We start from the raw sequence: 22,548 nt of genomic DNA, 5'->3' as shown, positions 1-22,548 counted from the left end.
CTGCTCAGCCAGCCGTTTTCTATACGTCGTAGTACAGCGCGAACTCGTAAGGGTGCGGGCGCAGCCGCAGCGGGTCGATCTCGTGCTCCCGCTTGAACGCGATCCAGGTCTCGATCACGTCCGGCGTGAAGACACCACCCTCGAGCAGGAACTCGTGGTCGGCTTCGAGCGAGTCCAGCACCGACCCGAGGTCGCCCGGGACGAGCTTGACGCTCTTGGCCTCCTCGGGCGGCAGCTCGTAGAGGTCCTTGTCGATCGGCTCCGGCGGCTCGATCTTGTTCTTGATGCCGTCGAGGCCGGCCATCATCATCGCGGCGAACGCCAGGTACGGGTTGCCGGACGAGTCCGGGCAGCGGAACTCGATGCGCTTGGCCTTGGCGTTGTTGCCGGTGATCGGGATACGCACGCACGCCGAGCGGTTGCGCTGCGAGTACACCAGGCTGACCGGCGCCTCGAAGCCCGGGACGAGCCGGTGGTACGAGTTCACCGTCGGGTTGGTGAAGGCGAGCAGGCTCGGCGCGTGGGTGAGGATGCCGCCGATGTAGTGGCGGGCCATGTCGGAAAGGCCGGCGTAACCCGACTCGTCGTAGAACAGCGGGTCGCCGTCCTTCCACAGCGACTGGTGGCAGTGCATCCCCGAGCCGTTGTCACCGAACAGCGGCTTCGGCATGAAGGTGGCCGACTTGCCCGCCTCGAACGCGGTGTTCTTCACGATGTACTTGAACAGCTGCAGGTCGTCGGCAGCGTGCAACAGCGTGTTGAACTTGTAGTTGATCTCCGCCTGACCGGCAGTGCCGACCTCGTGGTGGGCTCGCTCGAGCTCGAAGCCCGACTCCATGAGCTTCTTGGAGATCTCGTCCCGCAGGTCGGCGAAGTGGTCGACCGGCGGCACGGGGAAGTAGCCGCCCTTGTACCTGGTCTTGTAGCCCTTGTTGCCGCCCTCCTCGTCGCGGCCGGTGTTCCACCAGCCCTCGACCGAGTCGATCTCGTGGAAGGAGCTGTTCTCGGTGGAGTCGAAACGCACCGAGTCGAACGTGTAGAACTCGGCCTCCGGCCCGAAGAAGACGGTGTCGGCGATGCCGGACTCGGCAACGTACTGCTCGGCCTTGCGCGCGATGTTCCGCGGATCCCGGCTGTAGGGCTCACGCGTGAACGGGTCGTGCACGAAGAAGTTCAGCGACAGCGTCTTGTGCTTGCGGAACGGGTCGATGCGCGCCGTGGCCGCGTCCGGAAGCAGCAGCATGTCCGACTCGTGGATCGACTGGAACCCACGCACCGAGGACCCGTCGAAGGCAAGGCCCTCGTCGAAGGCGTCCGCGTCGAAAGCCTTGGCGGGGACGGTGAAGTGCTGCATGACACCCGGCAGGTCACAGAACCTCACGTCGACAAATTGCACGTCCTCATCGGCGATGAGACGCTGGACATCGTCTGGAGTAGTGGACACCCTCGGTGACTCCTTTGTGTTCGTTGCCGGCGGCAGTACTCTCTTCGGCTAACGCTAAGAGCGCGGTGTTGCCCGACCGTCACCCGTATGTTTCGCCGACGTTAACGGGTTGGTGGATGCCGGTTGGTCGACCAGGGCGGGCGGCCTCCGCGCCAGCCACATACCCTGTTCGGGTGGCTAGATGGACCGGCGAGTGGCTCTCCTCACCCGCGACCGCGCGTGCCGCGGCCGACAGCGAGCCGCCGCGCTGGCCCGGCGAGCATCTCCGGCTGCCGGAGGACGGCGTTGGCGCCGTGGCCGGAAGCGGCCGCCGCTTTCTCGGCCTGGTCGTGGACCTGCTGCTCGCGTCGCTGCTGACCTCCCTGTTCATCCGGCCGGAGTTCGCCGACCCCGGCGTGATGCAGCAGTTCAACATCTGGTCACTGGTGATGTGGGTGGCGATCACCGCGGTTCCCGCGGCCGTCTTCGGCTTCACCCCGGGCATGGCGGTGTGCGGCGTGCGGGTGGCGAGGCTCGACGGCCGCAGCATGGTGGGCGTGTGGCGCGCGCTCGTGCGCGCCGTGCTCACCTTCCTCATCATCCCGGCGGCGGTGCGCAACGCCGACAACCGTGGCTGGCACGACCGGGCGACCGGCACCGTCGTCGTCCGGATGCGCTGACCGTCCGCCCTGGCGGCGAGGCCATGCCGACGGGGCCGTCATGCCGCCGCCGGCCAAGTCCGGCGGAGGATGGTCAGCGGCGGCGGATGGTGCGCTGCACGTTACGCATCTTGGCGCCCTGCGGCGTCGGCCCCTTCGGCATCGCGGCGCCTCGGTTGCCCAGCGCCGCCAGCTTGGCCTCCAGCGCGTCGACCTGCTTGGGCTTGAGGTTGCGCGGCAGCTTCGCCAGGTGGCTCTGCAGCTTGCGCAGCGGCACCTGGCCCTCCTCGTGGCCGATGACGAGGTCGTAGATCGGCGTGTCGCCGACGAGCCTGGAGATCCGCTTCTTCTCCTGCGCGAGCAGGCCCTTCACCCGGTGCGGCGCGCCCTCGGCCACCAGCACGACGCCGGGCCCGCCGAGTACGCGGTGCACCGCGTCGAGCTGGGTCGTCGCGGCCACGGTCTGCGTCACCCGCCACTTGCCGCGCAGGTTGTCCAGTGCCCACGCGGCGGCACCCGGCTGACCGTCGGCCTTGCTGTACACGGTCTTCTGGACCCGGCGGCCGAAGATGATCACGGCGGCAAGCAGCCCGAGCATGAGGCCGATCGGCAGCAGCAACCACTGGATGGCGAAGAGCCAGCCGATCCCGAACACCGCGCCCGCGACGACCACGAAAGAGCCCAGCATCCAGGGGATGAGTGCCTTGTCTTCCTTGCGCTGCATTTTGAACGCCTGGAAGATCTGCCCGCGCTTGGCCTTGCTCTGCGCGCGCTTCTCCTTCTTGGCCTGCTTAGCAGCTTCCTTGTCCTGCTTTCCCGCCATGCCGACCAGGATACGGCCGGGTGGCCAGGCGTGGACCTGTCGGTCCCCTCTGCGAGGATGCGGCCGTGGGCAGCGCACGTCAATCGAAGCTCCGGCCGAGCCTGCTCGAGGGGCTCGACCCCGAGCAGCGGGCCGTGGCGTGCGCCCCCCGCGGCCCGGTCTGCGTGCTCGCGGGTGCGGGCACGGGCAAGACGAGGACGATCACCCATCGCATCGCCTACCTGGTCGATTCCGGTCATGTGGCCGCGGGCCAGGTCCTCGCCGTCACCTTCACCGCACGCGCGGCGGGGGAGATGCGCGCACGGCTGCGTCGCCTCGGCGTCGAGGGAGCGCAGGCGCGGACGTTCCACGCGGCCGCCCTGCGCCAGCTCCGGTACTTCTGGCCTCGCGTGGTGGGCGACCGGCAGTGGGACCTGCTCGAAGGGAACAAGCTGCGGCTCGTCGGGCAGGCCGCCAACCGGCTGGGCATGCCCACCGAGATCGAGGTGTTGCGCGACCTCGCGAGTGAGATCGAATGGGCGAAGGCCTCGCTCGTCGGCCCGGACGACTACCCGGCGGTCGCCGGGCGCCTGAGCCGCGACATTCCCGAACCCGCCGCGCGGCTCGCCGAGCTCTACCGGATGTACGAGAAGCTCAAGAACGACGCTCGGCTGCTCGACTTCGACGACCTCCTCCTGCACACGACGGCGGCACTGGAGGAGCACAGCGCGGTCGCCGAGGAGTTCCGCGACCGGTACCGCTGCTTCATCGTCGACGAGTACCAGGACGTGACGCCCGCGCAGCAGCGGCTGCTCGACGCGTGGCTCGGCGGCCGGGACGACCTCACGGTGGTCGGCGACGCGAACCAGACCATCTACTCCTTCGGCGGCGCGTCGCCACGCCCGCTGCTGGAGTTCACCCGGCGCTTCCCGGACGCCACCGTGGTGCGCCTGGAACGGGACTACCGGTCGACCCCGCAGGTGGTGTCGCTGGCCAACCAGGTGATCGGTGCCGCCCGTGGCCGGCCTGCCGGCTCGCGGCTGCGCCTCGTCGGGCAGCAGCCCGACGGGCCGCCCCCGCGGTTCGGCGAGCACGACGACGAGGCCGCCGAGGCCGCCGCCGTGGCGGCCCGGATCCGCGAGTTGCTGGACGCCGGAGTGCCTCCGAGCGAGATCGCCGTGCTGTACCGCGTCAACGCGCAGTCCGAGGCCTACGAGCAGGCGCTGTCCGAAGCGGGCATCCCGTACCTCGTGCGCGGCGGGGAACGGTTCTTCGCCCGGCGGGAGATCCGGCAGGCCATGGCGGCGTTGCGGACGGCCGCCGCCGCCGAGCCGGACGGGGAGCTGGTGCCGCGCGTCCGGCAGGTCCTTGCCGGTGCCGGACTGACGGAGTCGCCGCCCGCGGGGGGTGCCGCGAAGGAACGGTGGGACGCGCTGCTCGCGCTCGTGGAGCTCGCCGAGGAACTCGCCGCCACCACGGAAGGCGCGGGTCTGGCGCGCTACGTCGCCGAGCTGGAACACCGCGCCGCGGCGCAGCATCCGCCCACCGTCGAGGGCGTCACGCTGGCCTCGCTGCACGCCGCCAAAGGGCTGGAATGGGACGCCGTCTTCCTCGTCGGTCTCGCCGAGGGCACGGTGCCGATCCAGCGCGCGAGCGGTGACGGCGACGCCGTCGAGGAGGAGCGCAGGCTGTTCTACGTCGGTGTCACGCGGGCCAGGAAGCACCTGTCGCTGACGTGGGCGCTGTCCAGAACCCCCGGCGGCCGTCCCAACCGCAGGCGCAGCCGCTTCCTGCACGGGCTGATGCCGGAAGACCATCCGGCCGCGAAGCTCGCGCGGCCCCAGCCGAAATCGTCCGGGCCCAAGGCGCGCTGCCGGGTGTGCGGCGGCGCGCTCACCGCGACCATGGAGGTCAAGCTCGGGCGCTGCGCCACCTGTCCGGCCGATTTGGACGAAGACCTGCTGGCGCGGCTCAGGGAGTGGCGCGTCGAGCGGGCCCGCCAGCTCAAGGTGCCCGCCTACGTCGTCTTCACCGACGCCACGCTCGTGGCCATCGCCGAGCAGCGCCCCACCGACGACAGCGCGCTCGTCTCGATCTCGGGTATCGGAGCGACCAAGCTCGAACGGTTCGGCGCCGAGGTGCTGGCCGTGGTGCGCGGGGCTGACGGCCCGTAACCGGGCGGCCACCGCGCCGGCAGCATAAGCCCAGCTCAGGGCTTCTTCGCCCCCTTCGGGGCGATTTTCTGGAAAATCGGTTGCGGTGCCGTGCCCAGGAACAATAGCCTGCACGTACTGGGTGGAAGCATCCGTTTCGGCCGCTGGATCTCCGGCTGGCCGCTGGACGCGAGAGAGGTGGTGTCGGTGATGAAGCTCAACGAGTTCATCGGAGTCGCCGGCACCCCGTCGTTCATCGCTACCGAAATGGTTACGGCCGGGCACTGGGGTGCCGGCGTTTCCCGGGTTGGTCAGTATGCCGAGAACCTTGTGCACGCTCACCGCGTGCGCGCGCTCGGCGGCAGCGCCACCGGCGATGCCGTGGACATGAACCCGGAGCTCCGACCGCTGGCCGTCAAGCGGCCGATCCGCAAGCAGGACCGTAGGTCCCTGGTTCCGTCGTACCCACGTGAGAGATGCCCCTGACCCTCCCGTCAGGAGAACAGGCTCACAAAGGCCGCGGAACCGTACATCGGATCCGCGGCCTTTGTGCTGTCTCAGGAAGAACAGACCAGCAGGGAAGACCTGACAAACACTAAGGAGAACGGGAAATGCCATCGGCAACCGCCTTCGCGTCAGAGGGGGCGTTACCCGACGTTCTCGCCGGCAGTACAGGTGTCGGTGAGCTGCTCGATGCGGTGTCCGCACCGGACCTCGAGCTGCCGTGCCGATCGGGCGACGCGGACCTCTGGTTCGCTGAGAGCCCGGCCGAGCTGGAACGGGCCAAGCGGCTGTGCGCCGACTGCCCGGTACGGGCCGCCTGCCTCGCGGGCGCGCAGGACCGGCGTGAGCCCTGGGGCGTCTGGGGCGGCGAGATCTTCGAACGTGGCGCCGTTGTGGCCAGGAAGAGACCACGCGGACGTCCGCGCAAGACCCCAGTCGGCGAGTCATCGATGAGTGAACGGAGCGCGGCATGACCACGGGAACCAGCACCGGCCAGTACACACCGCACACCACCATCCCGGCACCGCTCGATCGACCGGGCACCGTGCCGACCAGCTTCGAGGGGAACACCCGAATGTTGATCTACGAAGAGCTCGCCAGAGCTCGAATACGGGAGATGCACCAGGCCGTCGAAGGGCGGCGGCACGCCCGCCGGGCCCGTGCCGCGCGCCGCTGGGACCGGATCGCCCGCTGGGCGGAGAACAGATCCGGCCACTACAGGCGGTGAGCCCGGGTCGCGGGCGGGTGGCGATTGCCGCTCGCCCGCGATCCGCGCGTGCTCGCTGGTGTTGAATGTTCGTCGTGTCAGCACATACGCACGACGACATTGACTGGGCGGCGCGGCTCTCCGCCATGCGCAGGCTCGACCTCCTCGAACGTGAGTGTCTGGCGTCGGTCGCCGCGCGCATCACCGAGCATCTGCCGGACAGTGCCACAGTGATCGACGTCGGCTGCGGCGCCGGTGGAATGAGCGCCGCGCTCGCAGCCGCTCTGCGCCGGCGTGGCGGCGGCACCCTGATCCTGGTGGACGCGGTGGACGAGTTGCTCGCCGCCGCGAGCGAGGCGGCCGTCGCAGCGGCTGCCATGCCGACGCCCACCGCAGCGGAGGTGCGCGTTGAGACCGTGGTGGCCGACGTGGGGACCGTGGACCTGCACGAGATGGTGCCGCCGGCCGACCTGATCTGGGCATCCGCCGTGGTGCACCACCTTCCTGACCAGCAGGCTGCCATCGCGCGGCTAGCCCGTGTGCTCCGTGCCGGTGGCCGGCTCGCCGTGGCCGAGGGCGGGCTGGAAACCCGGTGCCTGCCCTGGGACGTCGGCGTTGGCGAGCCCGGCCTCGAACAGCGCCTGAACGCTGCCCGGAACGACTGGTTCGCCGAACTCCGCGCCACGATCCCGGACGCCGTACCGATGCCCTACGGCTGGACAACCGCGCTGGACCGCGCCGGTCTCACCGAAACCGGCTCGTTCAGCTACCTGATCGACCATCCTGCTCCCGGAGACTCCACGGTGCGGGACTTCGCCGCGGAGCGGCTCGCCTGGCTGGCGGAGGTCACCGGCGAGCGGATCAGCGACCTGGATCGTGCTGCCGTGCGCCGCCTGCTCGACCCTGGGTGGCCGGAGTACCTGGGGGCCCGCGACGACGTGTTCCTCCTTTTCGCGCGCACCGTTCATCACGGGCGGCTGCCGTGAGCGGGCAGGCGGCGGTCATGTGCTCGGTCTGCGGGGACCGGCAGGACCCCGAAGACGAGATGCGGGCGCTCACCTGGGTCCGCGAGAACGACCAGGGCCGGGCACGTTGGCTCTGCCCGCGCTGCGCGAGCAGGCACGTGCGTGACATCGAGAGCAAGCTGCCGGTCGAATACTGGTGAGCCTCCCGGCTCCGCGCCGGGTACGGCGGCTCCGCGCCGGTCATGCCGCCACTCCCGGAACATCGCACTGCACCGGCGGCCGGGGTCGCAGCGCGGCCGTGCGGAACGCCCTCGCGAGCTCGCGGATGACGTTCTCTCCGTCGGAGCGCAGGCGTTGCGGAGAGGTGCGCAGCAGGACCACACCGGCGGCGGTCAGTGCGAGATGCGTCAGCCGGCCCGTCTCGCCCTCCGCGGGCGTCCCGAACTGCCATCCCATCCCCAGCTCGTCCCACCACGCATCGACCGCGCCGATCGACCGTCCGCGCAGGTCGCAAACGGTTGCGCCCCATCGCGGCGGCGGCAGTGGCGAGCGCAGCACGAGTTGCCGGGCCGCACCGTGCACGTAGGTGTCGCTGTTCGTGGCGAGGCGGCGCAGCTCCGCGCGCACCGCGGCGGATCCTCGCTGGTTGCCGGCTTCGAGCTCCGCGCGCAACTGGTCGAGAGAGCACAGCCCGTAGTAGACCGGCAGCGTCAGCAGATCGCGAAGCCGGTCGGGGTCGTTCTCCCGCCGGGCCGCGTCGAGTGCCGCCCGAGCCGCGGGCGCGAAGGGCAGTCCCCGGATGAGTGTGGGCTCCGGTGGCCGCGCCGTCCGTTCCAGGAGGACGAAGTCGGGCGGCAGGATGCGCCGGTACGCGGGCACGAGCACGTGCACGGTCCGGGGACTGGGCAGGTCGAGGCCGTGGGCGACGAGAGCGTCGATGCCCGTGAGCACGCCCTCGCTGCCGTAGTGGCTGGTCGCCGCACGGAGCAGCTGGCGCCGGGTCGGTTCGCCGGGGGCGAGCATGACGACTCCCGGCAACAGCCGCCGCCAGGGCCCGCCCGGCCGGCAACGCGTCGCGATGGCCCGGTCGGACATGCCGGCCGCGCGTAGCTGGGCGGCTGTGACGATGTTGTCGCTGTGGTCGCTGTGGTTGAGGTCGGCGCTGTGGTCGCTGCTGTTGCTGTCGGCGCTGTCGCGGCCGCCGCCGGCGGCACCGGCCGGATCGGTTCTGGGTGCGGTCCTTGCCGCGCTGGTCGTTGTGGTCACGATTCCGAGAGTGGCTCGGGCCCACCGTCCGTGGGAGCCATCGCCGGGAAATGTGGACAACTCGGCCGTGCGAACGGCACGTCGGCGCGGCCGGGGCCCGGATTGTGGACAACCGGGCGGTTGCCGTCCCCTACGCCGCGAAGCCGGGCTGCCACCGTTCGACAATGGAGCGCAGTGCCAGCTCGGCGTCGAGCTGGCACAGGATCCCGACAGCCCCGGCGGTCACGCGGTGGATCAGCAGCCAGTTCGGCGGGAGGTTCAGCGACCGCCCCGTGTGAAAGTCCTGGTTGCGTGTATCGCCCATGCGCAGCGCCTGCTTCTGTGCCCACCGGCGCGTGAAGTGGAACCGGTCGCTGGTGAGCGGAGCGATCAACGGAAGGAGGTAGGTGTAGACGTCGTCCGCGTCGAGCTCGCTGTCCGGCCGGACGAAGCCCTCGGCACGCAGCGCATCCAGCAGCTCGGTGGAGCGGCCCTCGAGCGCGAGCCGCATGATGACCCCCAACATCGGCGGTGCTCCCTGCGGCAGCCGGGCGACCGCCCCGAAGTCGATGACGCACATCCGGCCGTCGTTCAGGAGCATGAAGTTGCCAGGGTGCGGGTCCGAGTGCAGCAGGCGTGCCCGAGCGGGAGAGGAGTAGTGGAACTCGGCGAGCAGCCGGCCCGCCTCGTTGCGCTGGTCGACGGCGCCCTCCTTGATGATCGTCGCGAGCGGGGTCCCGTCCACCCATTCCGTGACGATCACCTTTGGCGCGCTGGCCACGACCTTCGGGATGAGGACCTGGTCGTCGCCGTCGAACGCCCTGGCGAAGCCGCGCTGGTTCGCCGCCTCGGTCCGGTAGTCGAGCTCCTCGTTCATCCGTGCGGCGAGCTCGGACAGCAGGGGTTTGACATCGGTGCCCGGCGCGAGAGCCTGGAACAGCCGGCTGAACCGCTGCAGCTGCCGCAGGTCGCTGTGCAGTGCCTCGTCGGCGCCGGGGTACTGGACCTTGACCGCGACCTCGCGGCCGTCGTGCCAGACGGCCCGGTGCACCTGGCCGATGCTGGCGGCGGCGGCGGGTTCGTCGTCGAAGCGGGCGAATCGGTCGGCCCAGGATCGGCCGAGCTGCTCGGCGAGCACCCGGCGGGTCTGCCTCGGCGGCATCGGCGGTGCCGCGGTCTGCAGTTTCGTGAGCGCCTCGCGGTACGGGGCGGCCAGCTCGTCGGGTACGGCGGCCTCGAAGACGCTCAGCGCCTGCCCGAACTTCATGGCACCGCCCTTGAGCGTGCCGAGCACTTCGAACAGCTGTTCCGCGGCCCTCGCGGACAGCGCCGCGTTGACCTCCTCCGCGCTCTGCCCGGTCAGCCGCCTGCCCCAGCCCCCGACGGCGCGGCCGGCGATCCCCAGGGGAAGGCTCGCCAGCTTGGCGGTCCGCATGGCCTGGCCGCGGGGCATCGCCGATTCGGCCCGGTCGTCGATCGAGTCGCGGAATTCTGTCACATGGGCGATTCTGCCTTGCCGATCACGATCCGCGCAGCGACCGCCGCCACCGCATTCGCCACCGCGGCCGGATTCACGGCCGCTTGGCGCCGCACCGGCAGTCCGGGTGGGCAGGCCACTCCCGCCTCCGTACCGTGCCGGCGTAGGAGTCGATCTCCAGCGTTCCGTTCCAGGTGGGCGGCGGTGAGTCCTCCGGGCTGAGGAAGCGCAGTGCCTGCCCGGCTGCGAGTGCGGCGGTCGCCTGCACATTGTTGAGGTCAGCGCGTTGGCAGCGGCCCGCGAGCTGGCCGGCGACGCGTGGCCAGCAGGAATCCAGCGACGTTCGATGCAGGTCGGCGCAGCGCAGGCAACTGCTGCGGCCGGGCAGCACGAGCGGCCCCACGATGCCGATGCCGTCCCGGACCCGTACGGCGAGATGCGGTAGCCCGTCGGCGGTGAGGTCTCGGATCACCTCGGGGGCGGGGACGACCGCGTCGGTGAGCAGCACCAGGTCGGGACGGCGGTCACCCCGGAGGCGGCCCGTCCGGGTGGCCGCGCTGGTTCTTCGCACGGCCTCGGTGATCGCACGCCGCCGGGGAAGCCCCACATCGGCATCGAGGTGTCCCGAGCCGAGATCGTCGGCGCCGACCGTGCCCGCCGCCACGGCATCGATGTGCCCCACGCCCGCCGCGGCGAGCAGTGTGGCCACGGCGACGGCCAGCCGGCCCCCGCCGTGCACGAGGACCGCACATCGTGCCCGCCGGGACAGCGTGTCGCGCCGGCGCCTGCCGACGTTGAGTGACCACAGCTCCGGCTCGCCGGAGCGGGTGTCCGGCGCCGCCGCCGGCTCGGCCTCCTCGATGAGACCCCGTTCGGCCAGCCCGGTCAGCAGATCACGCAGTCGCTCCGCGTGCCCGCCCTCGGCGAGCGCGAGCAGCGAGGTGGTGCTCCGGCTTCCGTCGAGCCCGCGCAGGAGGTCCATCAGCACGGGTGGCAGGCCGGTCGCCACCACGGCATGCCGTGGGTCGAGACCGATCTGGACCTCGTCGGTGCGGCGTTCGAACACGTCGAGACCCGGCAGGAGGCGCGGTCGCCGGGGCAGCGCCCTCTCGGGCGGCGAGTTCTTCATGTAGCCCACAGTGACGGTGCATCGCTGCGCGTGCATTCGCCTCATCCCAGTTGTCCACAGGCAGATCGAACTGTGGACAACTCAGCCAGGTAGTGCCGCGACCCTCCTCGATGTCGGTCCCTGCCCTTACGGTGGGTGGGTGGCCGAAGCACGGGTGCCCTCGTTGAGGAATCGGGACAGAAACGCGCGCCAGCCGTCAGTCCCTCAGGACAAGGTCGAGGTCCGGCGAAGCGCGCGCCGGCGTCGCACGGTGACCGCCTACCGGGAAGGCGACAAGCTCGTCGTGCTCATTCCCGCGACGATGAGCAGGGCGGAGGAGGAACACTGGGTCGTCGAGATGCAACGAAAGCTCCAGCGCACCGAGAGCAGGCGGGCCTCGCCCGCGCGCGCCTCGGACGAGGCACTGCTGGCGAGGTGCGCGGAGCTCTCGCAGCGCTACCTCGACGCCACGGCGACGCCGACCAGCGTGCGCTGGGTGCCGCCCATGCGCACGCGCTGGGCCTCGTGCACCCCGGCGGACGGCACGATCCGGGTGAGCGAGCGGTTACGGTACGTCCCGTCGTGGGTGCTGGACTACGTCCTCGTGCACGAGCTCGCCCACCTCAGGGTCGCCGGGCACAACGCCAAGTTCTGGGCGCTGGTCCGGCGTTACCCCAAGACGGAGCGCGCCATCGGCTACCTGGAAGGGCTGTCCTCCGCCGCCGGTCTCGGCATCACCGACATCGACGCGGTGGACTGACCGCGAGCCGCGGTGCTCAGGTGCCGGTCTCGCCCTTGCCGGTGCCGTCATCCTTGCCGGTGTCGTCATCCTTGCCGGTGTCGTCGCCGGTGTCGTCGGCGCGCTCGCCGGCCTCACCGGAATCGCCTGCGTCGGCCTCGGCCCGTTCCTCGGCCTCGGCCCGCTGGGTGCGCTCGAGCTCGGCCATCGGGTCGAGGCCGTCCCCGGTCTCGCCCGAGCGCCCCAGCCGCTCGGAGAACTCCATCGGATCGTCGAGGTCCTCGGCGGTCGGCATGAGGTCGGGATGCGACCACAGCCCGTCGCGCTGCTCCATGCCGTGCTGGTCCCCGACCAGCTTCCACAGCGCCGACGCCGCCCGCATCCGCCTCGGCCGCAGCTCCAGACCGACGAGCGTCGCGAACGTCTGCTCCGCAGGCCCGCCGGTGGCGCGCCTGCGCCGCAGGGTCTCCCGCAGCGCGTCCGCGCCGGGCAGCCGGTCACCGACCGCGTCGGCTACGACGACGTCGACCCAGCCCTCGACCAGGGCGAGCAGCGTCTCCAGCCGGTTCAGGGCGACCTGCTGCTCGGGTGTGGTCTGTGGCTCCAGCAGTCCGGACGACATGGCCTGCTCGATGCTCGCGGGATTGCTCGGGTCGACCTGACCGGCGAGCTGCTCCAGCGCCGAGGTGTCGACGGTGATGCCGTGCGCGAACTCCTCGACCGTCGCCAGCAGCCGCTGCCGCAGCCACGGGACGTGGGCGAACAGCCGCTGGTGTGCGGCCTCCCGCGCGGCGAGGAAGACCATCACCTCGCTGCTCGGGCGCTCAAGGCCCTCGGTGAACTTCTCGATGTTCGCGGGAAGCAGCGCCGAGGTCGCGGCCGGGCCCAAGGGGAGACCGACATCCGTGGAGGTCAGCACCTCGGAGGCCAGCTCCGCCAGTGCGTTGCCGAGCTGGGAGCCGAACGCCATGCCGCCCATCTGGCCGACCATCGACAGCAGCGGACCGGCCGCCTGCTTGGCCTCGTCCGGTAGCGCCTCCATCCATGCGCCGGACACCTGCTTCGCCACCGGGTCGCAGAGCCGCTGCCACGTCGGCAGCGTCTTCTCGACCCAGTCCCGGGATGTCCAGGACACGGTCGTGCTCGCGCCCGCGGGAAGGATCGTCGCGGTGTCCAGCCACAGCTCCGCGAGATGCGCGGAGTCCCGGACGGCCGCGTCGGCGGGCTTGTTGTCGACGGTGAAGCCCAGCTGGGACGAACCTCCGCTGGAAAGCCGCTGCATGGCGATCTGCTTGGCCAGGTCGTAGTTGACCGGGCCCGAAGAGCTGCCCGCTTGGCTGAGCATCTGCCCGAGCTGGCTGAGCATCTGACCCAACTGGTTGAACGCGTCGGCGCCCGAACCAGGCTGCTGCTCGCCGCCGGACTCGTTGTCACGACGCTTGTCGGGATCGGGGCCTCCGAAACCGAACGGTGGGTTGCTCATATCACCACCGTACGCGGACGTGCCTGCGGGCGGCCGCCCCGTTGCGGATGTGGCGGCATGGCCTGCGCGATCGCCCGGTCACGTCACCGTACGCTGTCGTGCTGTGAGCGAGTCCAGCGACAACGCATCAGGTGGAGGAGTCAGGCAGGCTGGTGCCGAGCCTGAACGGGAGCCGGAGTCCGCGACGGTTTCGGATGCCCCTGACGAGTCGAGGCCGAGACTGAGCCGGAGAGGCTGGACGCTGGTGCTCAGCGGCCTGCTCGTCCTGGCGTTCGGGCTGCTCGGGGCCTTCGTCCGGGTGCCTTACGTCGCGCTCGGCCCTGGACCGACGTACGACACGCTCGGGCAGGTCGACGGACGGCAGGTCGTCACCATCGAGGGGGAACGGACCTACCCGACCACCGGTGAGCTGCGGATGACCACGGTCTCGCTGGTCGACAACGTGACCCTGTTCGACGGGCTCCGCCGCTGGGCCAGCGGCCGGTATGCGCTGGCTCCCCGGGAGGACTACTTCCGGCCCGGCGAGACCGACGAGGAGGTCCGGAGGGAGAACGTCAAGCAGTTCCAGGACTCGCAGAGCAACGCCCAGGTCGCCGCGCTGCGCACGCTCGGCTACCCGGTGAAGGTGCTGGTCAAGGAAGTGGTGTCGGGCAGCCCGGCCGACCAGGTGCTCTCCCCGGGCGACCGGCTGCTCGCCGTGGACGGCACGGAGATCGGCAACGAGGACGACGTGCGTGCGGCGCTGGCCGACACCCGCCCCGGCCAGACGGTGTCCCTGACGTTCCGGCACGAGGACGGGCCGGAACGCACCGAGTCGGTCACGCTCGCGGAGCACCCGAGCGAGCCGCAGGGTTTCGTGGGTTTCCAGCCGATCGACCGGGCCGACGTGCCGTTCGAGGTCGACATCTCCCTCGAGGACGTCGGCGGCCCCTCGGCCGGGCTCATGTTCGCGCTCGCCATCGTCGACCGGATGACCCCGGGAGACCTGGTCGGGGGCGAGCACGTGGCCGGAACCGGCGAGATCGACCAGAAGGGCCGGGTCGGCCCCATCGGGGGGATCTCGTTCAAGCTGGTCGCCGCCCGCGAGTCCGGCGCGTCGGCGTTCCTCGTTCCGCAGCGCAACTGTGCGGAGGCCGCGTCCGCCGCGCCGGAAGGGCTGAAGCTGGTGAAGGTGGCCGACCTCGACGGTGCGATCAGCGCGCTGGAGAAGTTGGAAGCCGGGCAGCCGGTACCGATCTGCTGAGCCCCCGCCTGGCGCGGGCGGGCCCGCGGGGTAGCCGTAGAGGCTGTCCTCGAACCTGCTGGAACGAACCAGAGCGGCCTGTTTTCGCAGGTCGNGGCAGCCGGTACCGATCTGCTGAGCCCCCGCCTGGCGCGGGCGGGCCCGCGGGGTAGCCGTAGAGGCTGTCCTCGAACCTGCTGGAACGAACCAGAGCGGCCTGTTTTCGCAGGTCGCCGGTCGTGAGTGAGGAACCGAGTTCTAACTCGCGTGCGCACTCACGAGAGGTGACCAGGCACAACGCCGCGCCTCCGTGGGATCAGGGACAGGCTCTCTTACGGAAGCAGGGTGGTCCGGAGCGCGTCGAGCAGGTTCGGCGCGAGGTCCGGGTGCTCGATGATCTCCTCGACGCTGTCGTCCTGGTCGTCCTGGTTCTCCCCGCCCGGCGAGCCCGTGCCGCGCAGCCGCATCACGCACGCCCCCGGGCCGTCGCGCAGCACGGCCGCCACCAGTCGGGCCTCGGTGCGGCTGGGATGGTCGGCGGCGGCCCGCCGGAGCCGTTCCGCGTCCTCGGGGTCCGCCGCGTCGCCGGTGTCCGGCAGCTCCGACTCGGCGTCCGGGGGCAGCACGATGATCTCCTGCGCCAGTGCGCAGCCGTGCACGGTCTCCGGCCAGGCGATCCGGCCGAGTGCCTCGGCGAGATCCCCCTCGGGCAGCCCCTCCTGGGCGACCGGTGTCAGCGCGCTGCTCGCGTCGAGCTGGCCGGCCAGCTCGGGCTGCTGGCGCAGCAGCTCGCCGGTCGGTACGAGCGCGAACAGCTGCGGCTGCTGGTCCCACCCGGCGGTCGCCACGAACTCCTCGACTTCACGGGCCAGTGCGGCCACACTCGGAGCCGTCGCCCGGTTCTCGCTCTCCGTCATGGGCCTATCGTGGCAGGGTCTCGCCGGACGGGACATGCACGTCCGGTTTGGGGCCTTTCGGGAACTCGGACGGCTATCCGTAGAGTTATGTATCCAGGGACGCTCGCGACGCTGGCGGCCCCCGAGAACCGATTTCGACCACAGGAGTGTGCGCAGTGGCCACTCGGCCCCCTGTCAGCTTGCCGAAGCTGTCCCGGCGCAGCCGTATTCTGCTCATCCTCGCGGGTGTGATCGTGCTGGCCCTGCTGCTCGGCGCGAGACTGCTGGATACCTATGTCGACTGGCTGTGGTTCGGTGAGGTCGACGCTCGCAGCGTCTTCACCAAGATCCTGCTCACGCGGATCGCCCTCTTCTTCTCCGCGGCGGTACTCGTCGGCGGGACGCTCGCGCTGAGCCTTGCCATCGCCTACCGGACACGGCCGGTGTTCGTCCCGGTCACCGGCGCCGACGACCCGCTCGCGCGCTACCGCTCGACGGTCGTCGCGCGGGTCCGCCTGTTCGGCATCGGCATCCCGGTGTTCGCCGGCCTGATCGCCGGGGCCTCCGCCCAGGGCGACTGGCGGCGGGTGCAGCTGTTCTTCAACGGCACCAGCTTCGGCAGGACCGACCCCGAGTTCGGCCACGACATCGGGTTCTACGTCTTCGACCTGCCGTTCTACACCTGGCTGCTCGGCTGGATGTTCGTCGCCGTCGTCGTCGCCTTCATCGGCGCGCTGCTCGCGCACTACCTCTTCGGCGGCATCCGGCTGGCGGGCCGGGGCGGCCAGGTCTCCGGCGCCGCGCGGGTCCAGCTCTCCGTCCTGCTCGGCGTGTTCGTGCTGTTCAAGGCGGCCGAGTACTTCTTCGACCGGTACTACCTGCTGCTGTCGGACCGCAACGAGCCGCTGTTCACCGGCGCCACGTACACCGACCTCAGCGCGGTGATGCCTGCCAAGCTGATCCTGCTGTGCATCTCGATCTTCTGCGCCGTCGCGTTCTTCGTCGGCGCCTTCCTGCGCAACCTCCAGCTCCCGGCGATCGCGCTGGTGCTGCTGATCCTGTCCGGGATCATCATCGGGGTCGCGTGGCCCGCGGTGCTCGAGCAGTTCTCGGTGCGCCCGAACGCCAACGAGAAGGAAGCGCAGTCGATCCAGCGCAACATGGATGCGACCCGGCACGCGTTCGGCCTGCAGGATGTCCAGTACAAGGACTACACGGGTGAGTCGGAGGCGAGCCCGAGCGAAGTACGCAGCGACCAGGGGACGATCCCGAACATCCGGTTGCTCGACCCGAACGTGCTGAGCCCGACGTTCACCCAGCGGGTCGGCCGGGAGAACTTCTACGGCTTCCCGGACAAGCTCGACATCGACCGCTACTCCGTCGACGACGATCGGCAGGCCTACATCGTCGCCGCCAAGGAGATCAACACGGACGGCCTGCGCGAGAACCAGCGGACGTGGATCAACCGCCACCTCGTCTACACGCACGGCAACGGGTTCGTCGCCGCCCCGGCCAACACGATCGACCGGGCGATCGAGGGCGCCGACAGCGACGGTGGCTACCCCCTGGCGGGAACCAGTGACACCCAGGACCCCGAGGGGGCGCACGGAATCCACGTCGACGAGCCGCGCATCTACTTCGGCGAGCTGGCGACCGACTACGCGATCGTCGGCGGTCAGGAGGGGCAGGCGCCCGGCGAGTACGACACCGCCACCGACCGCAGCTACCTGTACCAGGGCCAGGGCGGTGTGCCGATCGACAACTGGTTCAACCGCGCCGTCTTCGCGGCCCAGTACGGCGAGCGCAACATCCTCTTCTCCGATGCCATCAGCGATGGCTCGAGGATCATGTACGAGCGTGACCCGCGCGACCGCGTCATGAAGGTGGCGCCGTGGCTCACGGTCGACGGTGACCCGTACCCCGCCGTGATCGACGGGGAGATCAAGTGGATCGTCGATGGTTACACCACGCTCAACAACTACCCGTACGCCCAGCAGACCAACCTGGGCGATGCCACGCAGGACTCGCTCAGCGGCGTCGCGCGGCAGCAGGACAACGAGATCAACTACATCCGCAACTCGGTGAAGGCCACCGTGGACGCCTTCGACGGGACCGTCGAGCTGTACACGATGGATGACCAGGACCCGGTGCTCAAGGCGTGGAAGAGCGTCTTCCCCGGCATGGTCAAGCCGAGCTCGGAGATCTCGCCGGAGCTGCGCGAGCACTTCCGCTACCCGGAGGACATGTTCAAGGTCCAGCGCGAGCTGCTGACGAAGTACCACGTGGAGAACCCGCAGGAGTTCTACTCCACGCAGACGTTCTGGAACGTCCCGCAGGATCCGACCACGGAAGGCGGGCTCGACCCGAACACGGACGCCGCGAAGCAGCCGCCGTACTACGTGCTGGCGCAGGCACCGGGCCAGCAGAACCCCAACTTCCAGCTGACCAGCGCGCTGACCCCGCTCGCCCGGCAGTACCTGTCGGCGTGGGTCTCGGTGTCCTCGGACCCGGGCAGCTACGGGGACATGCAGGTGCTGAAGCTGCCGACCGACGGCAGCATCCAGCTGGACGGCCCGGTGCAGGTGCAGAACCGGTTCCAGAGCAACCCGCGGTTCACCCAGGACCGCACGCTGCTCGGTAACCAGAGCGTCAACATCATGTACGGCAACCTGCTCACCCTTCCGGTGGCGGGCGGCTTCCTCTACGTCGAGCCGATCTACATCCAGCAGCGCAACGCGCAGAGCTACCCGCAGCTGGCCCGTGTCCTGGTGTCGTTCGGCGACAAGATCGGGTTCGACTCGACCCTCAACGGCGCGCTCGACCAGGTCTTCGGCGAGGGCACCGGCGATGCGGCGACCGGTCCCGCGCAGGGTGCCGACGACCCGGACGGCAGTGAGGGCGAGCAGACCCCGCCGCCCGAGGACGGGACCGAGACGGATACGCAGCAGCCGCCGCAGGACGGCGGTGGCGAAGGCAGCCCCGAGATGGACCAGGCGATCGCCGACATCCAGGCAGCGCTGGAGAAGCTGCGGTCGGCCCAGCAGTCGGGTGACTTCGGCCAGCAGGGTGACGCGCTGGCCGAGCTCGACGCCGCGGCCAAGCGCTACCAGGAGTTGCAGAACTCCGGCGGGTGACGCCGGTAACGTGCCGGGCACCCACTTTGCGCCCAGGAGAAACCTGGGCGTAAGGTGGGTGTCACGACGCGGGGTGGAGCAGTTCGGTAGCTCGCTGGGCTCATAACCCAGAGGTCGCAGGTTCGAATCCTGTCCCCGCTACAGATGCTGGATGCCGGGTGTTCGCGGAGAGCGCGAACCCGGCATCTTTCGCGTTACCCCGGGGGTCGAACCCCCGGACCTCCGCCAAGGGGCTTCGCCCCTGGAACCCAGGTGGGGACCCCCGGTGCGGACGCCGGGAGGGGTGGGGTAGAGTTGTACTCACAACGACGCGGGGTGGAGCAGTTCGGTAGCTCGCTGGGCTCATAACCCAGAGGTCGCAGGTTCGAATCCTGTCCCCGCTACCAAATTTCGAAGAGGCCCGGACCGGGTGGTCCGGGCCTCTTTTCGGTGCTCAGGCCGTGTGTGACCCTTCTGAACCGCCTGTTCCACAGTGGACGGAAGCATGACCACAGTGGACAGATGAGCGAAGACGTGGCACGGTAGATACGTGTCCGATTTGAACGCAACTGCCGCAGCACTGCTTGGATTGCTCCACGACGGTCCGGCGACCGGTGGCCAGCTCGTCGCCGGCGCTGAGGAACACTTCGGCATGTTCTTCAGCGTCACGCGCAGCCAGGTCTACCGGGAGCTACCAGCCCTGTCGCAGGCCGGCCTCGTCCGCCTCGGCAAGCAGGGACCGCGTTCCAGCCAGCAGTACATCATCACCGCAGCCGGTAAGAAGGCCTTCAAGGCATGGCTCATCAGCGAGCCGGGGCCCGACCACCTGCGCAGCCCGCTGATCCTGCGCGTCGTGAACGCGGGTGTGCTGACGCCGAAGCAGCGCACCACGCTCTTCGAGAACGCCAGGGCCAAGTACGCGCAGGACCTCGACGAGGCCAAGGCCGCCGCCAAGGGCGCACCGGACCCGGTCGCCAAGGCCGTCGCGGAGTTCGGCCAGGCCCACGCCAGGGCCGCGCTGAAGCTGCTCGATGCCGTCTCCCCGGACTGAGCCGGACTGAGCCGGGCCGGACCGGCGGCGCGCGGAGCCGGGGCACCGTGACTCCGGTGCCCCGCGTCCGCGCGTGCGCCCGGTCCCGGGCGGCCGCGTGATTGCCGTAACCTTGTTGGTTGTGAGTGCTGAGTTCGAAACAGACCTGAAGGATCTCGCCGGCAAGCTGACGCAGGTCGAGGCCGTGATGGATCTGGACGCGCTGCGCAACGAGGTAGGTGCGCTGGAGGAGCAGGCGTCCAGCCCGAGCCTGTGGGACGACCCTGGCGAGGCGCAGAAGGTCACCAGCCAGCTCTCGCACAAGCAGGCCCGGCTGCGCCGGGTCACCGAGCTGCGCCAGCGGCTCGACGACCTGGGCGTGCTGCACGAGCTGGCCGTGGCCGAGGGTGACGCCGCCAGCCGCACCGAGGCCGAGAACGAGCTGAAGGAGCTGGGCAAGGAGATCGACGCCCTCGAGGTCCGCACGCTGCTCTCCGGCGAGTACGACGAGCGCAACGCCGTGGTCACCATCCGGTCCGAGGCCGGTGGCGTCGACGCCGCCGACTGGGCCGAGATGCTGCTCCGGATGTACCTGCGCTGGGCCGAGCGGCACGGCTACCCGACCGAGGTCTACGACATCTCCTACGCCGAGGAGGCCGGCATCAAGTCGGCCACCTTCAAGGTCAGCGCGCCCTATGTCTACGGGACGCTGTCGGTCGAGCAGGGCACGCACCGCCTGGTGCGTATCTCGCCGTTCGACAACCAGAGCCGCAGGCAGACCTCGTTCGCGCACGTCGAGGTGCTGCCGGAGGTCGAGGAGGTCGACCACGTCGAGATTCCGGAGAAGGACATCCGGATCGACGTGTACCGCTCCTCGGGGCCCGGCGGGCAGAGCGTCAACACCACCGACTCGGCGGTGCGCATCACGCACCTGCCGACCGGGGTGGTCGTGTCCTGCCAGAACGAGAAGTCGCAGCTGCAGAACCGCGCGGCCGCGATGAAGGTCCTGCAGGCCAAGCTGCTGCAGCGGAAGAAGGAGGAGGACCGGGCCGAGATGGACGCGCTGCGTGACGGCGGGTCCAGCTGGGGCAACCAGATGCGCTCCTACGTGCTGCACCCGTACCAGATGGTCAAGGACATCCGTACCGAGCACGAGGTCGGCAACCCCTCGGCCGTGCTCGAAGGGGACATCGACGGCTTCCTGGAAGCGGGCATCCGCTGGCGCAAGCAGACCGCGGACGGGTAACCGGCGCGGCGCGGTGGCGAAGCGTCCTGCTCGGCGGGGCCGGCGCCGTGATTCGCAGAGGCAACCAGGGCTTAACGGGCGCCATGAGTAGGATGTGCGACCGTGATCCGGCTCGATAGTGTTTCCAAGGTCTACAAGACCTCGACACGCCCCGCACTGGAGGGCGTCTCCGTCGACGTGGACAAGGGTGAGTTCGTCTTTCTCATCGGTCCCTCCGGCTCCGGCAAGTCGACGTTCCTGCGGCTGCTCCTCCGCGAGGAGGCGCCCAGCAAAGGCCGGGTGATGGTGTCGAACTTCGACGTGGCCAAGATGCCCCGCCGCAAGGTCCCCCGCCTCCGGCAGACCATCGGCTGCGTGTTCCAGGACTTCCGGCTCCTCGCGAACAAGACGGTCGCCGAGAACGTGGCATTCGCCCTCGAGGTCATCGGCAAGCCGAAGCACACGATCACGAAGGTCGTTCCCGAGGTGCTCGAGCTGGTCGGACTCGAAGGCAAGGCGGACCGGATGCCCAACGAGCTCTCCGGCGGTGAGCAGCAGCGCGTCGCGATCGCCCGCGCGTTCGTCAACCGCCCGCTCGTGCTCCTCGCCGACGAGCCGACCGGGAATCTGGACCCCGACACCAGCCAGGACATCATGCTGCTGCTGGAGCGGATCAACCGCACCGGCACGACCGTCCTGATGGCCACCCATGACCACTCGATCGTGGACTCCATGCGCCGCCGGGTGGTCGAGCTGCACCTCGGCAAGGTGATCCGAGACGACAAGCGAGGTGTCTACGGCGTGGGCCGCTGACCCCGACAGCGCCCAGGCAACCCGACAACGCCCCGCCCCACCCGACAGCCCCGACCCAAGGAACGTCGCCCCGATGCGTGCCAGCTTCGTGTTCAGCGAGGTCATCACCGGTTTACGCCGGAACGTCACGATGACCATCGCGATGATCCTCACCACCGCCATCTCGCTCGGCATGCTCGGCGGTGGCCTGCTCTTCGTCCGCACGATCGACAAGATGAAGGTGAGCTACCTCGACGACGTCGAGGTGACGGTGTATCTCACCGAGGACATCAGTGCGAACGACCAGAACTGCACCGGCGAGCCGTGTGCCTCCATCCGCCAGTCGCTGGAGAACAACCAGGCCGTCGAGTCCGTGGTCTACGAGGACCGGGCCGAGGCCTACGAGCGGTTCAAGCGGATCTTCGAGGGGCAGCCCGAGCTGGTGGAGCTTGCGCGGCCCGAGGCGCTGCCAGCCTCGCTGCACGTCAAGCTGTTCGACCCGGCCCGCAGTGAGGTGCTGCTGCAGGAGTACACCGGCCAGCCGGGCGTCGCCAACGTCGATGACCAGAACAAGTTCCTCGACCGCTTCTTCAACCTGCTCAACGCCGGCCGCAACGGCACCTTCATCGTCGCGCTCATCGCGGCGCTCGCCGCCGTGCTGCTGATCGCCAACACCATCCAGGTCTCGGCGTACACGCGGCGGACCGAGGTGGGGATCATGCGGCTCGTCGGCGCGACCCGCTGGTACACGCAGTTACCGTTCCTCCTGGAGGCCGTCGTCGCCGGAGTGCTGGGCGCGATCATCGGGCTCGGCGGGCTGGTGGCGCTGAAGTACGTCGTCCTGGATCGCATCCTGGCCGCGACGGGAGGCGCGATACCCAAGATCGAACTGATCGACGTGCTGTTCCCCGTGGCGCCGATCCTGCTTGGGGTGTCGATCATCATCTCGGCGGTGACCGGGTACGTGACGCTTCGGCTGTACGTGCGGCACTGACGTAGAGTCGTA

Annotated in this window: 21 protein-coding genes and 2 tRNA genes; 16 read left to right on the top strand and 7 right to left on the bottom strand. The window is 69.8% G+C overall.

Annotation, left to right across the window (positions count from 1 at the left end; all coding sequences use genetic code 11):
- Positions 1–19: 19 nt before the first annotated feature.
- A complete protein-coding gene (glnA, locus tag JAP66_RS25065) occupies positions 20–1,444 on the bottom strand; it encodes a type I glutamate--ammonia ligase (RefSeq protein WP_199434297.1) in 1,425 nt (474 codons plus the stop codon).
- 173 nt (positions 1,445–1,617) lie between these two features.
- On the opposite strand from glnA, the gene JAP66_RS25060 reads away from it, so the two are divergent.
- Positions 1,618–2,103: an RDD family protein gene (locus tag JAP66_RS25060; RefSeq protein WP_199434296.1), complete on the top strand. Its 486-nt coding sequence runs from the start codon at positions 1,618–1,620 to the stop codon at positions 2,101–2,103.
- 73 nt (positions 2,104–2,176) lie between these two features.
- Here the strand turns inward: JAP66_RS25060 and JAP66_RS25055 are convergent, their stop codons facing one another.
- Positions 2,177–2,905 carry a DUF4191 domain-containing protein gene (locus tag JAP66_RS25055; RefSeq protein ID WP_199434295.1) on the bottom strand — a complete coding sequence of 243 codons (729 nt, stop codon included), beginning with the start codon at positions 2,903–2,905 and terminating at the stop codon, positions 2,177–2,179.
- Positions 2,906–2,970: 65 nt separating this feature from the next.
- On the opposite strand from JAP66_RS25055, the gene JAP66_RS25050 reads away from it, so the two are divergent.
- The 6 genes from JAP66_RS25050 to JAP66_RS25025 all read left to right on the top strand — a co-directional run bounded on the left by JAP66_RS25050 (position 2,971) and on the right by JAP66_RS25025 (position 7,412).
- Positions 2,971–5,058 carry an ATP-dependent DNA helicase UvrD2 gene (locus JAP66_RS25050; protein WP_199434294.1) on the top strand — a complete coding sequence of 696 codons (2,088 nt, stop codon included), beginning with the start codon at positions 2,971–2,973 and terminating at the stop codon, positions 5,056–5,058.
- Positions 5,059–5,244: 186 nt separating this feature from the next.
- Positions 5,245–5,523: a hypothetical protein gene (locus JAP66_RS25045; RefSeq protein ID WP_199434293.1), complete on the top strand. Its 279-nt coding sequence runs from the start codon at positions 5,245–5,247 to the stop codon at positions 5,521–5,523.
- 125 nt (positions 5,524–5,648) lie between these two features.
- On the top strand, positions 5,649–6,014 hold the full coding sequence (locus JAP66_RS25040) for a WhiB family transcriptional regulator (protein ID WP_199434292.1): 366 nt from the start codon (positions 5,649–5,651) through the stop codon (positions 6,012–6,014).
- A complete protein-coding gene (locus JAP66_RS25035; protein WP_199434291.1) occupies positions 6,011–6,268 on the top strand; it encodes a hypothetical protein in 258 nt (85 codons plus the stop codon). Before JAP66_RS25040 ends, JAP66_RS25035 begins: the two co-directional genes overlap by 4 nt.
- Before the next feature lie 74 nt (positions 6,269–6,342).
- The gene (locus JAP66_RS25030) at positions 6,343–7,233 is read left to right on the top strand and encodes a methyltransferase domain-containing protein (RefSeq protein WP_199434290.1); all 891 of its coding nucleotides are present in this window, start codon (positions 6,343–6,345) and stop codon (positions 7,231–7,233) included.
- On the top strand, positions 7,230–7,412 hold the full coding sequence (locus tag JAP66_RS25025) for a hypothetical protein (protein ID WP_199434333.1): 183 nt from the start codon (positions 7,230–7,232) through the stop codon (positions 7,410–7,412). The genes JAP66_RS25030 and JAP66_RS25025 overlap by 4 nt, the downstream gene beginning before the upstream one ends.
- A gap of 40 nt (positions 7,413–7,452) precedes the next feature.
- Here JAP66_RS25025 and JAP66_RS25020 read toward each other — a convergent pair whose 3' ends face one another.
- From JAP66_RS25020 to JAP66_RS25010, 3 genes are all read right to left on the bottom strand, one after another.
- Entirely contained in the window at positions 7,453–8,307 is an 855-nt protein-coding gene (locus tag JAP66_RS25020; RefSeq protein WP_210770621.1) for a hypothetical protein, read from the bottom strand.
- A 301-nt stretch (positions 8,308–8,608) separates the two neighbouring features.
- Positions 8,609–9,910 carry an ABC1 kinase family protein gene (locus JAP66_RS25015; RefSeq protein WP_210770620.1) on the bottom strand — a complete coding sequence of 434 codons (1,302 nt, stop codon included), beginning with the start codon at positions 9,908–9,910 and terminating at the stop codon, positions 8,609–8,611.
- Positions 9,911–10,028: 118 nt separating this feature from the next.
- Positions 10,029–11,063 (bottom strand): ThiF family adenylyltransferase, encoded by a 1,035-nt coding sequence (locus tag JAP66_RS25010; protein ID WP_199434288.1) that lies wholly within the window; start codon positions 11,061–11,063, stop codon positions 10,029–10,031.
- A gap of 163 nt (positions 11,064–11,226) precedes the next feature.
- Here JAP66_RS25010 and JAP66_RS25005 point away from each other — a divergent pair, with 163 nt between their 5' ends.
- Positions 11,227–11,802: a M48 metallopeptidase family protein gene (locus JAP66_RS25005; protein WP_210770619.1), complete on the top strand. Its 576-nt coding sequence runs from the start codon at positions 11,227–11,229 to the stop codon at positions 11,800–11,802.
- 16 nt (positions 11,803–11,818) lie between these two features.
- On the opposite strand, the gene JAP66_RS25000 is transcribed toward JAP66_RS25005, so the two are convergent.
- Positions 11,819–13,264, bottom strand: a complete 1,446-nt coding sequence (locus JAP66_RS25000) for a zinc-dependent metalloprotease (protein WP_199434286.1) — start codon at positions 13,262–13,264, stop codon at positions 11,819–11,821.
- 241 nt (positions 13,265–13,505) lie between these two features.
- Here JAP66_RS25000 and JAP66_RS24995 point away from each other — a divergent pair, with 241 nt between their 5' ends.
- On the top strand, positions 13,506–14,507 hold the full coding sequence (locus JAP66_RS24995) for a YlbL family protein (protein ID WP_199434331.1): 1,002 nt from the start codon (positions 13,506–13,508) through the stop codon (positions 14,505–14,507).
- A 311-nt stretch (positions 14,508–14,818) separates the two neighbouring features.
- On the opposite strand, the gene JAP66_RS24990 is transcribed toward JAP66_RS24995, so the two are convergent.
- A complete protein-coding gene (locus JAP66_RS24990; protein WP_199434285.1) occupies positions 14,819–15,403 on the bottom strand; it encodes a PPA1309 family protein in 585 nt (194 codons plus the stop codon).
- A 155-nt stretch (positions 15,404–15,558) separates the two neighbouring features.
- Between JAP66_RS24990 and JAP66_RS24985 the strand changes: the two genes are divergently transcribed.
- From JAP66_RS24985 to ftsX, 7 genes are all read left to right on the top strand, one after another.
- Positions 15,559–18,516, top strand: coding sequence for a UPF0182 family protein (locus tag JAP66_RS24985; RefSeq protein WP_199434284.1), 2,958 nt, complete (start codon positions 15,559–15,561; stop codon positions 18,514–18,516).
- 67 nt (positions 18,517–18,583) lie between these two features.
- Positions 18,584–18,657, top strand: a tRNA-Met gene (locus JAP66_RS24980).
- A gap of 168 nt (positions 18,658–18,825) precedes the next feature.
- Positions 18,826–18,902 (top strand) — tRNA-Met (locus JAP66_RS24975).
- Between the two features lie 143 nt (positions 18,903–19,045).
- Positions 19,046–19,546, top strand: a complete 501-nt coding sequence (locus tag JAP66_RS24970) for a PadR family transcriptional regulator (RefSeq protein WP_199434283.1) — start codon at positions 19,046–19,048, stop codon at positions 19,544–19,546.
- Positions 19,547–19,667: 121 nt separating this feature from the next.
- Entirely contained in the window at positions 19,668–20,771 is a 1,104-nt protein-coding gene (prfB, locus tag JAP66_RS24965; RefSeq protein WP_199434282.1) for a peptide chain release factor 2, read from the top strand.
- A 102-nt stretch (positions 20,772–20,873) separates the two neighbouring features.
- The gene (ftsE, locus tag JAP66_RS24960) at positions 20,874–21,563 is read left to right on the top strand and encodes a cell division ATP-binding protein FtsE (RefSeq protein WP_199434281.1); all 690 of its coding nucleotides are present in this window, start codon (positions 20,874–20,876) and stop codon (positions 21,561–21,563) included.
- Between the two features lie 73 nt (positions 21,564–21,636).
- A complete protein-coding gene (gene ftsX, locus JAP66_RS24955; protein ID WP_199434280.1) occupies positions 21,637–22,536 on the top strand; it encodes a permease-like cell division protein FtsX in 900 nt (299 codons plus the stop codon).
- The last annotated feature ends 12 nt before the right edge of the window (positions 22,537–22,548 follow it).

The organism is Qaidamihabitans albus (genome assembly GCF_016464705.1).
Lineage (GTDB): Bacteria > Actinomycetota > Actinomycetes > Mycobacteriales > Pseudonocardiaceae > Qaidamihabitans > Qaidamihabitans albus.
Note: the sequence above shows the minus strand (reverse complement) of the source record. Positions and strands in the feature narration are given on the sequence as shown.